Below are 12,584 nucleotides of genomic sequence, written 5' to 3'. Positions count from 1 at the left end.
GCCCTTGCAGTTTCATCAGGAAAAAGTATTCACACGACGTTACATAATTGCGCCTGACGGGTGCCAATTGCCGATCCGGACGGCCGATAGAGCGGTCAGGGCATCCACTGCCTTTCATTTCTGCAACCTCTCGGAACGTCCCATGCCCACGCAAGTCTGGATCCTCGCCCTCGCCGCGATCGCGGGCATCATCGGCCTGGCGGTGCTGGTCCTCCGGCGCTCCGGATCGACCGATGCCGCGTCCGCCGAGCTGCCCAGCGAATGGCCGCTGACGCAGCGGCCGATCTTCTCTCCCGAGGAGCGCGCGCTCTACCGCCAGCTGCGCACCGCGCTGCCGCACCACATGATCCTGGCGAAGCTGCCGCTGGTGCGCTTCTGCCAGCCCGAGGACCGCGAGGAGCTGCGCTACTGGTTCAACCTGCTCGGCCCGATCCATGTGAGCTTCGTGGTCTGCGCGGACAACGGCCGGGTGCTGGCGGCGGTCGACATCGAGCGCCCGAACCGGCCGCCGTCCAAGCGCACCGCGGCAATCAAGCTGGCGGTGCTCGACGCCTGCCGCGTGCGCTACGTGCGCTGCCGCTCCGACCAGCTGCCGACCGCCGCCGAGCTGCAGCTGCTGGTGCCGGCCAGCGGCGACAGCCAGCGCCCGGTCGTGCCGGGCGCGCCCGGCGACGGCACGCCGCGCCGCTCGACGCTGGCCAACGCGGTGCGCCACGGCGCGCCGGCCAACGGCGCAAGCAGCCAGTGGTACGAGTCGGGCTTCTCGCACGACTCCTTCTTCGCGCCGGAAACCCAGCGCGACCCCTTCGACGACAGCCCCGCCGGCGCCCCGGGCGCACCGGGCGGCCGCAGCTGGGCGGGTCCGGCCACCAGCAAGTTCACCCCGGGCGACTTCGGCGCGCCGGGCGACGCCGCCGGCAACATCGTCGGCAAGCGCTGAAGCACCGCAGACCCGGGGCCGAGCCGGGTTCGCTAGGATGCGCCGATGACCGCATCCCTGCCCTCCCCTGACCTGCCCTATGCCGGCCTGACCCCGCACGCGGTGCTCGACGCGCTCGACGCCGCCGGCCTGCGCGGCGACGGCCGCATCCTGCAGCTCAACTCCTACGAGAACCGCGTCTTCCAGGTCCATCTGGAGGAAAGCCTCGATCCGCAGGCGCAGCAGCCGGCGGTGGTCGTGGCGAAGTTCTACCGCGCGGGGCGCTGGAGCGACGCGCAGATCCTGGAGGAACACGCCTTCGCGCGCGAGCTGGCCGAGGCCGAAGTGCCGGCCGTCGCGCCGCTGGTGCTGCAGGCGCCTCCCGAGGCCCCCGCCGCCCTGACGCTGCAGGGCGAGCCGCCGACGCTGGCCACGCTCGGACCCTGGCGCTTCGCGGTGTCGCCGCGCTGCGGCGGGCGTTCGCCCGAGCTGGAGGATGCGTCGGTGCTCGAATGGATCGGCCGCTTCCTGGGCCGACTGCACACGGTCGGCGCGCGCCGGCCCTTCGCGCAGCGCCTGACGCTCGACGGCAGCGCCGCGGCGCGCACCTCGGTGCAGTGGCTGATCGACGGCGACCGGCTGCCGCCGGACGCGCTGCACGGCTGGCAGGACACCTGCCTGCGCGCGCTCGACGCGGTCGACACCCGGCTGCGGCGCCACGGTGCGCTCGAGCTGCTGCGCCTGCACGGCGACTGCCATGTCGGCAACCTGCTGTGGACTTCGGCCGGCCCGCACTTCGTCGATCTGGACGATGCGGTCAACGGCCCCGCGGTGCAGGACCTGTGGATGCTGCTGGGCGGCGACCGCCACGAGATGCAGGCCCAGCTCGGCGCGCTGCTCGACGGCTACGAGACGATCCGCGAGTTCGACCGCCGCGAGCTCGCGCTGATCGAGCCGCTGCGCACGCTGCGCATCGTCCAGCACAGCGCCTGGATCGCGCGGCGCTGGGACGATCCGGCCTTCCCGGTCGCCTTCCCGAGCTTCGAGAGCCCGTCCTACTGGTCGCAGCAGACGACGCTGCTGCGCGAGCAGATCGCGGCGATGGAGGACGAGCCGCTGGTGGCCTGAGCCGGGCAGCGGCGCTCAGGCCGCATCCCAGCGCTCGGGACGCAGCGCCTCGCGCAGCACCGCCACCAGAGCCTCGTGCCAGATGCCGCCGCTGCCTGGACGGCCCGGCGCCTGCTGATCGACATCCCAGTCGCACAGCAGCTCGATCAGCGCGGCAAGCAGCTCGGCCGATCCCTCCGGCTGGCCACAGGCCTTCAGCGCCTGCACCACGGTGGCGGACAAGCCCATCCGCTGCAGATCCGTCCAGTCCAGCGGGGTCTGCCAGGCCCGCGCGATCAGCACCGTCTGCAGGAAGTCCTCCGGCGAACCGGCGCGGCGCGACACCTCGGCCCGGCGGAATCTTTTGCGGATCATCATGTCGCGGATCGCATCGCCCTCACGTTCGGCGGCGGCTTGACGGGCCGCCTGGGCCTCGCGGTCCGCCTCCGTCATGGGCGCACGCGGCATGTTCGTGCTCACGCTGGCGCGCCGCATCACCCTTTGACCCGGACTGAAGCGGGCCCGATCGGGAGTCGCCATCTGCGGCACCACCTGCTGGCGCGGCATCGTCAGCACCGGCGGCACGTCCTGCCGCTCGTCGACCATCAGGAAGCGCGTGCCCGAAGACATCAGCCGCGCGGCCAGCACCCGCTCGAGCAGCGCCGGCGGCAGCGCGCTGCCCGGCGCCTGGGCGTGCACCACCTGCGCCAGCTCGGCCGCGACCAGCATGCGCGGTAGCCTCTCCCCCGCCTCGTCGAGCGCGCTCACCGGCAGCCGCGCCAGCTCGACCGGCTCGTCCGCCTGACCGAGGCCATCGCTCGGCAGGCCCTCGAGCACGAAGTCGCCCTCGGCCGGCAGCCGCTCCAGCCAGAGGCGCAGCACCAGCGTCTCGCCGGGAAAACCGATGTCCGGCGGCGCCGAGGCCCAGATCGGCTCGCCCGCGTCCGGAGGCAGCCGCAGCCTCAGCCCGGTGCAGCCCGGCTCGCGCAGCCGCGCGAAAAGCCGCTGCATCGCGCCCCCGACCGCCTCGCCGTGGGTGACGAACTCGCTGGCGCCGCCGGTCTGCAGCGCCAGCTCGCGCAGCATCGCCTCCGGCACCGCCGGGCCGATGCCCACGACGAAGATGCGCTGCCGGCCCGCCCGCGCGGTCTCGATCAGCTCGGTGACGCCGTGGATCTGGCCGTCGGTGACCAGCAGCACGTCGCAGGGACCGTCGGCCGGCAGCGCCAGCACCGAGGCCAGCGCCCGGCTCATCTCGGTGCCGCCCAGATCGGCCGCCAGATGGTCGACCCACTCCTGCGCCGCCTGCAGGCTCGCCGGCGTGGTGGTCCACAGCGCGCGGCTGCGGTGCTGCACCTCGGTGCCGAAGCGCGACAGCGAGAACTGGTCGCCGCTGCGCAGCGACGCGATGCCATGGCGCAGCGCCTGCTGCGCGGACTGCAGGCTGGCGCCGCTCATCGAGCCGGAGCAGTCGATCAGCATCTTCAGGCGCATCGGCCGGCTGACCGGCGCCAGCGTCTCGGGCGGAACCACCGGCATCGCCAGCAGCACCGGAATGCGGCCCGCCCTCAGCGCCGCATCCGGCGCGGCGCGCAGCCCCAGCGACAGCCCCGGCAGCCGCTCCAGCACCAGCACCAGATCGCGGTCCAGCCAGCCCGGCTGCGCCAGCGTGACCGCGACGCTCCGGCCGTCGCCGGAGGGCTCGACCGCCAGCGCATGACTCGGCGAGGACAGCCGCGCCCGGGCCAGCGGCCCGTGCAGGCGCAGGTCCAGCTCGAAGGGATATTCGACCGTCGGCGAGACCGGCGCGACCTGGTGGGGCTGCAGCCCGGCCTGCTGCTGGGGGTTGCCGTAGCGCGGCGCGATCACCGTCGGCACGATCAGGCGCAGGTGCCCGGCCTGGGGCTGCAGCTCGCAGGCCTGGCCCAGCCGCAGCACGCACTCGGCGCCGGGGCGCAGATGGCCGAGGTTGAGCGAGAAGGAGCCGTTGCGGTTGGACTCGAGCATCACCGCGCTGCGCCCCTCGCACAGCGCCTGCTCGTAGCCGATGTCGGCCTGCGCCGCGGGCACGATGCGGCCGGTGAGCCGCTGCCCGTCGAGCTGCACCTCGATGTCGAGCAGCACCGCGCCGGCCGGCAGCGCGAAGGTGTGGATCACCTCCAGGCTCTCGTCGGTGTCGTTGCGGAAGACCAGCTCCAGCGTCGACTCGAACAGCAGGCCGCGCAGCTTGCCGCTCACCCGCGCCCCGCGCAGCAGGGGCAGGGACGGCGATCGCCGGTGACGCTCGGCCGGCAAGCCAGGGGAATTCTGGAACGGGTTCGATGCGGTGGGCTGGGTCAAGCGCTGCTCCTTCGTCGACGGTCAGGGGGGCGGCTGCGCTCCCGCTCCGATCGGTCCCAGCGCCTCGTCCCAGGCCGCCATGACCGCACGCACGAAGACGCGCAGCTGTTCGGACGACACGCCGGCCCGGCCGGGGTCGATGACGAGCGCGACCCCGTCGGCCACCGTCAGATGGCTGCACACCGTCACCGTGCCGGGCGAAGGCGCGCGGGCGGGAAGCTCCGGCGTCTCGCCATGCAGCAGCTCCCGGATGCGCTCCAGGGACAGGCCGGCTGCGCTCCAGCGCCGGATCTGCAGCAGCTGCTCCAGATGCCGTGCGCCGTAGCGCGCCGCCCGCGTCTCGCCGACCGGACGGTCCACCAGCCCGAGCTGCACGTAGTAGCGCACCGTCCGGGCCGGCAGATCGACCAGCGCGCACAGTTCCGCCAGCGTGTGGCCGGCGGCGTCGGGGGTCGTCGTCATGGCGCAATTAGAACACTTCAAGTGGCAATATCAAGTGTCGCAATTGAAACAGCGCGCCGCGACGTCGGGGCAGGCCCGGTCAGGCTCAGTGATGGGCGTGCTCGCCCTCGGCCGGCTCGACCCGCAGCAGCGCGGCCGGCGCCTTCAGGCCGCGGGTCGACGTGCCGCCGTCGGCCGGGACCTCGCTCCAGTCGAGCTGGCCGGCCGGGCAGTCCTGACGCACCTTGAACCACATCGGCCCCGGCGCCACGGCGATCTGGCCGCGCACCGCGAACTCGTCGAACTGGTCGTCCGGCAGGCGGGCCTCGTCGCTGCGCGCGCTCCAGACGATCTCGGTCACGTCCTCGGTGACGGTCCTGCCGTGGCTGACATAGGGCCGGGCCAGCGGCTCGCGGCGGATCGTCACCGTCCAGCCGGGCTTGGGCGCGGGCTTGGCGCCCTGGAAGCCGGCGGGAATGCGCACGGTCACGGTGTGCGTGGGCTGGCCGTCGCAGCCGTGGCCGATCGTCAGCACGGCCTTGTGATAGCTGCCGGCCACCGCCGACGGCGTGACCAGCGTGACATGGGCGTGCGCGCCGGCACACAGGAACAGCGCCGACGACAGCAGCGCGCGGGACAGGATCTTGGACATGGAAAGACTCCGAGGGAAAAGGGTCACAGGTCGAACTTCAGATCGGCGCTGTAGGTGCGCTGCGGGTACGGGTGGAAGTTCCAGTATTGATAGTTGTTCAGGTTGTCGATGCCGAAGGCCGCCGACCACTGCCGGTCGAAGCGGTAGCGCAGGCGCAGGTCGGTGGTGAAGAACTTCGAGAAGCCCTGGTAGGTGAAGCCGTTCGGATCGCTGTTGTTGAGCGTGCCGTACTGGTTGCTGGCGGCGCGGGCGCCGTAGCTCACGCTGAGCTGCGGCGTGGCGCGCCAGGTGACCAGCAGGCTGCCGCGCCACATCGGCACGCGCGGCTGCTGCTTGCCGATCGTGTCGCCCGGCGTGCTCACGTAGCCGGCGTTGTCGAGGATGCGCGAGCGCGTCCAGGTGGCGCTGGCGTTCAGGTCGATGCCGCGCCAGCCCACGTCCTGACCGCGGCAGGCCAGCTCCAGGCCGACGGTACGCATGCGGTCGATGTTCTGGGTGCTGGTGACGGTCTTGCCGTCGACGACGGCGCTCTGCGAATACAGCGCGTCCTTCGTCAGCTCGTGGAACAGCGTCGTGCGCCACTGGTGCGTGCCGTGGTCCCATTCGGAGCTGAGTTCGGTGGTCCACGACTTCTCCGGCCGCAGGTCCGGGTTGGTGACCGGGTCGGACGCGACATAGGTGCCGCTGCTGCTCAGGCCGCCCTGGAACAGCTCGCCCACCGTCGGCATGCGCACCGCCCGGCCGCTGGCGAGCTTGAGCGTCCAGTCCGCGGCCGCCTGGTAGCCCACGGCGGCCTTGGGCGACAGCCAGGTCTCCCGGCGATCCGCATAGACGACGCGCTGCCCGCCCGAGGCGACCTTGTAGCCCTCGAACGCGCGCCACTGCTCGGCGCGCAGGCCCAGCACGGTCTTCCACTGCGACGAGAGCGTCCAGGCGTCCTGCGCGTAGGCGCTGCGCAGCTGCGTGCGGCCGCCGAAGTCGGTGAAGGGGCTGGTGGCATCGCCGCCGATCCAGTCGCCCGTGTTGCTGACGAGCTGGCGCCAGCGGTAGCGGTCCTGCTGCACGCCGAAGTCGACGATGTGCTCGCCGTCCACGCCCTCGGGGCGCCAGACGCCCTTCAGCGTCAGCGTGTCCCAGCCGGTGCCGCCCAGGTCGGTGAGCCGCCCGGCGCCGCCGAGGTCCGCGGCGGGCCTGGCCACCGTCGGGGTGCGCTGCAAGTCCTTGCGGTAGTCATACAGCGACACCGCCACCTCCCAGTCGAAGACCCCGCGGGTGCGGCTCTTGACCGACAGGCCGTGCATGACGTGTTCGAGCTGCTCGCGCGACTGGCCGAAATCGGTGGCGGCGATCGTGTAGTTCCTGCCGCCGATGTTGGCGGTGCCGGCGTAGAAGGGCTGGCCGCTGGCGTCGCGCAGGAAGCTCTCGGACTGGCTGGTGGCCTGGTTGTTCCACACGCCCAGCGTGTAGGCGGCGCGCACGGTCGGGTCGAAGTCGTAGGCGAGCTTCAGCTTGGCGTGGTCCTGGATCGTGTGGTAGCGGGTCGCGGTGCCGAGCAGGTACCAGGGGTTGCCGCTCTTGTCCTGGTCGAGCACCGCGCCGGTCACCGCCGTGCCGGGCGCTGCGGCGGTCGGCGTGGTGCCGCTGCTGACCAGCCTGGTCGGGAAGGTCAGCGGCTGGCCCGTGCTGTCGGTGCGGTTGAGGTTGAACCACCACGAGAACGCGCCGTCCCGGCTGCCGAGCGAGGCGCTGGCCTGCTGGCCGGAGGCGGTCGCCTCGGTGCCGTAGAGCGAGAACGGCTGCGTGAAGTAGCCGACCTGGGCGTGGGCCTCGAACTGCCGGGGCATGCGGGTCACGTAGTCGACCACGGCGCCGGCGGAGTTGCCGGGATAGGCGGCCGAGAACGGGCCGTAGAGCACGTCGACCCGCTCGATCTCCTCGGGCGTCACCAGGCCCCAGCGCGGCGTGAAGGTCGCGCCGTTGCCGAGGTAGTTCGACAGCAGGATGCCGTCGGCATAGACCATCGAGCGCGCGCTGTTGCCGGTGCCCGAGGCGCGGCTGGACAGCACCGCGTGGTTGTAGTCGCCGATGTAGCGCTTGCGCACCAGCAGGCTCGGGAAGTAGCGCAGCGCGTCTTCGGCGTCGGTGGCGTTGATCTTCTCGGCGATCTCGGCGCCCTTGATGCCTTCGATCGTCGTCGAGATCTGCGTCGGCAGCGAGGTCGGCTGCGTGCCGGTGACGACGATCAGGCCAAGCGACTTGACGGGGGGGCTGTCGCCCTCGTCGGCCTGCGCGGAGACGGGGAGCGCGCAGGCGAGCGGAAACGCCAGGCTCAGGGCCCGGACCAGGGGAAGCTGTTGCATGGGAAACGGAAGCAGGAACGGATCTCGGGCCGCCGGACGGCCTCGAGCCCTGCTCGATCCGGTCCGACGGGTGCGGGGGGGCGGGAGATCAGCCCCGGGGCGGGGCGCGGCCGGCCGGGCGCAGGAAGGCCGGGCGGCGCAGCGTGCCGGCCTCGAAGGCGGCGAAGCGGAGGGCACGGACCTGCGGCGCGGGGTCCGGCAGGTCGGGCGCATCGGGCAGCGGCAGCGCGCTGGCCAGCGGTGCCTGCGCGCAGTGCTCGCAGGCCTGCAGCAGATGCAGCAGCCGGACCAGGCCCTGAGCGGAGACGGAGGCCTCGGCCTCCGGGTGCGAGACGCCCGGGCCGGCAGCGACGCAGACATCCTCCAGCCCGGTCGGTGCGCCAGTCAGGCCGACGGACGCACCGACCGTCCCGGTGCGCAGCCGCAGCACCGCCGACATCGCCGGCAGCAGCAGCCCGGCCAGGACCAGCAGGACGCTGGCCAGGATCAGGCGACGACGCACGGACGATGTGAACATCCGTGAATTCTCGGCGCACGCCGCGCGGGACGCGCCAAGGAAAACGGCCGGGCATACCCGGCCGTGTAATCGCACTGTCGCGTCAGGCCGACACCCTGCAGTGCAGGCCGGCAGGACGCGAGCCGAGCCTCAGCCCAGGATCAGCGCCTGGATGCGCTTGACGTGCGCCGCCGGGTCTTCCAGCTGGCCGCCCTCGGCGAGCAGCGCGTTGTCGAACAGCACCTGTGCGAGGTCGTCGAACTGCGCCGCGCCTTCCGGCAGCGCGGCGAGCTTCTTCACCAGCGCGTGCTCGGCGTTGACCTCCAGCACCGGCTGGCTGTTCGGCGCGCTCTGGCCGGCCTGCTTGAGCAGGCGCGCCAGGTGGCCGCTCATGTCGCCCTCCTCGACCACCAGGCAGGCCGGCGAGTCGACCAGGCGGGTGGTGACGCGCACGTCCTTGGCGCGGCTGGCCAGCGCGGTCTTCAGGCGGTCGAGCGTCGGCTTGAAGGATTCGGCGGCGGCCTCGGCCTGCTTCTTCTCTTCCTCGTCCTGCAGCTTGCCCAGGTCGACCGCGCCCTTCGCGACGCTCTGCAGGCTCTTGCCCTCGAATTCAAACAGGTGCGAGAGCATCCACTCGTCCACCCGGTCGGTGAACAGCAGCACCTCGATGCCCTTCTTCTTGAAGATCTCCAGCTGCGGGCTGTTCTTCGCGGCGGCCAGGGTCTCGGCGGTGATGTAGTAGATCGCCTCCTGGCCTTCCTTCATGCGCGAGACGTAGTCGGCGAAGGACACGCCCTCGTCGGCCTGCGTCGAGGCGAAGCGCAGCAGCTTGGCCAGGCGCTCCTGGTTGGCGTGGTCCTCGCCGACGCCTTCCTTCAGCACCGCGCCGAACTGCTTCCAGAACTCGGCATACTTGGCCTTGTCGTCGGCGCTCTCGCTGTCGGCCAGCGATTCGAGCATCGACAGCACGCGCTTGGTCGAGCCTTCGCGGATCGCGCGCACGTCGCGGCTTTCCTGCAGCAGCTCGCGAGAGACGTTCAGCGGCAGATCCGCCGAGTCGATCACGCCCTTGACGAAGCGCAGGTAGACCGGCATCAGCGCCTCGGCGTCGTCCATGATGAAGACGCGCTTGACGTAGAGCTTGACGCCGCCGCGCTTGTCGCGGTTCCACAGGTCGAACGGCGCCTTGGCCGGGATGTAGAGCAGCTGCGTGTACTCGGTGCGGCCCTCGACGCGGTTGTGCGTGTAGGCCAGCGGCGCGGTGGTGTCGTAGGTCAGCTGCTCGTAGAAGGCCTTGTACTCGGCGTCGGTGATGTCCGACTTCGAGCGCGTCCAGATGGCCGCGGCCTTGTTGACCGGCTCCCAGTCGTCGGAGACGACGTTCTCGCCCTTCTCGGCGTCCCACGACTCCTTGCGCATCAGCACCGGCAGCGAGATGTGGTCGCTGTACTTGCCGACGATGCTCTTGAGCTTCCAGGTGGAGAGGAACTCGTCCTCGCCCTCGCGCAGGTGCAGGATGATGTCGGTGCCGCGGCGCTCGCGGGTGATGGTCTCGACCTCGAAGTCGCCGGTGCCCTCGCTGGACCAGCGCACGCCCTGATCCGCGGCCAGACCGGCGCGGCGGCTCTCGACCGTGATGCGGTCGGCGACGATGTAGCCCGAGTAGAAGCCCACGCCGAACTGGCCGATCAGGTTGGCGTCACGCGCCTTGTCGCCGTCGAGCTTGGCCATGAACTCCTTCGTGCCGCTCTTGGCGATGGTGCCGAGGTGGTCGATGGCTTCCTGGGCGGACAGGCCGATGCCGTTGTCGCTGATGATGATGCGCCGGGCCTCCTTGTCGAAGCCGACGCGGATCTCGAGGTTGGGCTGGTCCTCGAACAGCGAGGCATCGTTCAGCGCCTCGAAGCGCAGCTTGTCGCAGGCATCCGACGCGTTCGACACCAGCTCGCGCAGGAAGATCTCCTTGTTGGAGTACAGCGAGTGGGTGACGAGGTGCAGCAGCTGCTTCACCTCGGCCTGGAAGGACAGGGTCTGTTTTTCCATGGTCGTGGGTCGTCTCGGGACGTCTCTGGAGAGGAAAGATGCGGTGAAAACCGTCGGCCGGCCATGCCGCCTGCCGTGGCTGACGAGCATGAGGCCGGCCAGCGGCTTTTCAAGAGCCGGCGCATGCGCAGGCCGCCCCGGCGATCCCGCACCGGGCCGGACGCTGTCCCATTCCGTGACTTTCTGGCGAAAGTGCAAGAAATTGATACAAACGCACGGAACCGGTGCACCCGCTTCACGTTTCGCGCACGGGCGTGAGTTACAAGCAGACCCGACGGCGAACGCCCTCGAGATCCCCGGCCCGGGGCTGGCAGGACGTGATTTACAGCACAGGCTGGATCGCCGATCATCCGCTTTTCGCATTCCAGCACCCTTTCCTCTCGATTCCTGTCGTTCACGTGGCTGCCGAAACCCTTCCTGATGGACCTGCCAGCACCCTGTCGGGCGTGGCGCGCGTGCTGGTGCACGCCGGCAAGCTGCCGGCACGAACCGCGGAAGATCTCTCCCGGACCGCACGCGACCAGCGCCGCAGCTTCGTGTCCGCGGTGGTCGGGGCCAACGCGCTGAGCGCCAACGACCTGGCGATCTCGCTGTCGCAGGTGCTGGGCCTGCCGCTGCTCGACCTCGACGCGATCGACATCAACCGGCTGCCGCAGAACCTGGTCGACGCGCGCACGCTGTCGCAGTACCAGGTGCTGGTGCTGGGCCGGCGCGGCAACCGGCTGTTCATCGGCGGCGCCGACCCGACCGACCAGGAAGCGGTCGACCGCATCAAGTTCGCCACGCAGCTCACGCCCGAGTGGGTCGTCGTCGAGTACGACAAGCTCGCGCGCATCGTCGACTCCAAGACCGCCTCGGTGAGCGATGCGCTGGACTCCATCGTCTCGGCGGGCGAGTTCGACTTCGAGGTCGAGGAGCAGGATCCCAACGCCAAGGCCGACGACGAGGTCACCGCCGAGGTCGAGGACGCGCCGGTCGTGCGCTTCCTGCAGAAGATGCTGATCGACGCGATCAACATGCGCGCGTCGGACCTGCACTTCGAGCCCTACGAGAACACCTACCGCGTGCGCTTCCGCATCGACGGCGAGCTGCGCGAGATCACGCAGCCGCCGATCGCGATCAAGGACAAGCTTTCCTCGCGCATCAAGGTCATCTCCAAGCTCGACATCTCGGAAAAGCGCGTGCCGCAGGACGGCCGCATGAAGCTGAAGTTCGGCAGCAAGGCGATCGACTTCCGGATCTCGACGCTGCCGACGCTGTTCGGCGAGAAGATCGTGATCCGGATCCTCGACCCGTCCTCGGCCCGCCTGGGCGTGGATGCGCTGGGCTACGAGCGCGACGAGAAGGAGCGGCTGCTCAACGCGATCCGCCGCCCCTACGGCATGATCCTGGTGACCGGCCCGACCGGCTCGGGCAAGACGGTGTCGCTCTACACCTGCCTGAACATCCTGAACCAGCCCGGCATCAACATCTCCACCGTCGAGGATCCGGCGGAAATCAACCTGCCCGGCGTCAACCAGGTCAACGTCAACGACAAGGCGGGCATGAACTTCGCCGTGGCGCTGAAGGCCTTCCTGCGCCAGGATCCGGACGTCATCATGGTCGGCGAAATCCGCGACCTGGAGACGGCCGACATCGCCATCAAGGCCGCGCAGACCGGCCACCTGGTGCTGTCGACGCTGCACACCAACGACGCGCCGACGACGCTCACGCGGCTGCTGAACATGGGCGTGCCGCCGTTCAACATCGCCGCCAGCGTGATCCTGATCACCGCGCAGCGCCTGGCGCGGCGGCTGTGCGAGAACTGCAAGGCGCCGGCCGACTATCCGCGCGAGGCGCTGCTGCGCGCCGGCTTCCCGCCCTCGGAGCTCGACGGCTCGTGGCGGCCGTACCGCGCGATCGGCTGCTCCTCGTGCAACAACGGCTACCGCGGCCGCGTCGGCCTGTACCAGGTGATGCCGATCTCCGAGGAGATCCAGCGCATCATCCTGGCGCAGGGCAACGCGATCGACATCGCCGAACAGGCCCAGCGCGACGGCGTGCGCGACCTGCGCCAGGCCGGCCTGATCAAGGTTCGCGCCGGCGTGACGACACTGGAAGAAGTGATCTCCGTCACCAACCAGTGAACGCGGCGATGGCGCGTGCAGCGACGCCGCCCGAGCGGCGACATCCGATTCCCCGGTCGGCCTGCGGCTGACCCCGACCCCGCCAGGAGGCGCACCGACA

9 protein-coding genes are annotated in these 12,584 nt (G+C 70.6%); 3 read left to right on the top strand and 6 right to left on the bottom strand.

All coding sequences use genetic code 11. From position 1 onward, the window contains the following. Positions 1-142: 142 nt before the first annotated feature. Together HNQ01_RS07165 and HNQ01_RS07160 are read left to right on the top strand one after the other, a co-directional pair. Positions 143-940, top strand: coding sequence for a DUF2726 domain-containing protein (locus HNQ01_RS07165; protein ID WP_173804677.1), 798 nt, complete (start codon positions 143-145; stop codon positions 938-940). Between the two features lie 45 nt (positions 941-985). Beyond that, positions 986-2,047 (top strand): serine/threonine protein kinase, encoded by a 1,062-nt coding sequence (locus HNQ01_RS07160; RefSeq protein WP_173804676.1) that lies wholly within the window; start codon positions 986-988, stop codon positions 2,045-2,047. A 15-nt stretch (positions 2,048-2,062) separates the two neighbouring features. Here the strand turns inward: HNQ01_RS07160 and HNQ01_RS07155 are convergent, their stop codons facing one another. The 6 genes from HNQ01_RS07155 to htpG all read right to left on the bottom strand — a co-directional run bounded on the left by HNQ01_RS07155 (position 2,063) and on the right by htpG (position 10,358). Beyond that, positions 2,063-4,366 carry a VIT and vWA domain-containing protein gene (locus tag HNQ01_RS07155; RefSeq protein ID WP_173804675.1) on the bottom strand — a complete coding sequence of 768 codons (2,304 nt, stop codon included), beginning with the start codon at positions 4,364-4,366 and terminating at the stop codon, positions 2,063-2,065. A 21-nt stretch (positions 4,367-4,387) separates the two neighbouring features. Next, complete coding sequence (locus HNQ01_RS07150) at positions 4,388-4,828, bottom strand: MerR family transcriptional regulator (RefSeq protein WP_149502536.1); 441 nt, start codon at positions 4,826-4,828, stop codon at positions 4,388-4,390. A gap of 85 nt (positions 4,829-4,913) precedes the next feature. Then, on the bottom strand, positions 4,914-5,459 hold the full coding sequence (locus HNQ01_RS07145; protein ID WP_173804674.1) for a YcnI family copper-binding membrane protein: 546 nt from the start codon (positions 5,457-5,459) through the stop codon (positions 4,914-4,916). Positions 5,460-5,482: 23 nt separating this feature from the next. Beyond that, positions 5,483-7,819, bottom strand: a complete 2,337-nt coding sequence (locus HNQ01_RS07140) for a TonB-dependent receptor (protein ID WP_173804673.1) — start codon at positions 7,817-7,819, stop codon at positions 5,483-5,485. Between the two features lie 88 nt (positions 7,820-7,907). Next, a complete protein-coding gene (locus tag HNQ01_RS07135; RefSeq protein WP_173804672.1) occupies positions 7,908-8,336 on the bottom strand; it encodes a DUF2946 family protein in 429 nt (142 codons plus the stop codon). Between the two features lie 129 nt (positions 8,337-8,465). Continuing rightward, entirely contained in the window at positions 8,466-10,358 is a 1,893-nt protein-coding gene (gene htpG, locus HNQ01_RS07130; RefSeq protein WP_173804671.1) for a molecular chaperone HtpG, read from the bottom strand. A gap of 398 nt (positions 10,359-10,756) precedes the next feature. On the opposite strand from htpG, the gene pilB reads away from it, so the two are divergent. Then, complete coding sequence (gene pilB / locus HNQ01_RS07125; protein WP_173804670.1) at positions 10,757-12,484, top strand: type IV-A pilus assembly ATPase PilB; 1,728 nt, start codon at positions 10,757-10,759, stop codon at positions 12,482-12,484. The last annotated feature ends 100 nt before the right edge of the window (positions 12,485-12,584 follow it).

The sequence above is a fragment of the Sphaerotilus uruguayifluvii genome, assembly GCF_013294065.1.
GTDB classification, from domain to species: Bacteria; Pseudomonadota; Gammaproteobacteria; order Burkholderiales; family Burkholderiaceae_C; genus Sphaerotilus; species Sphaerotilus uruguayifluvii.
This window is presented reverse-complemented; position numbering and strand designations above follow the sequence as displayed.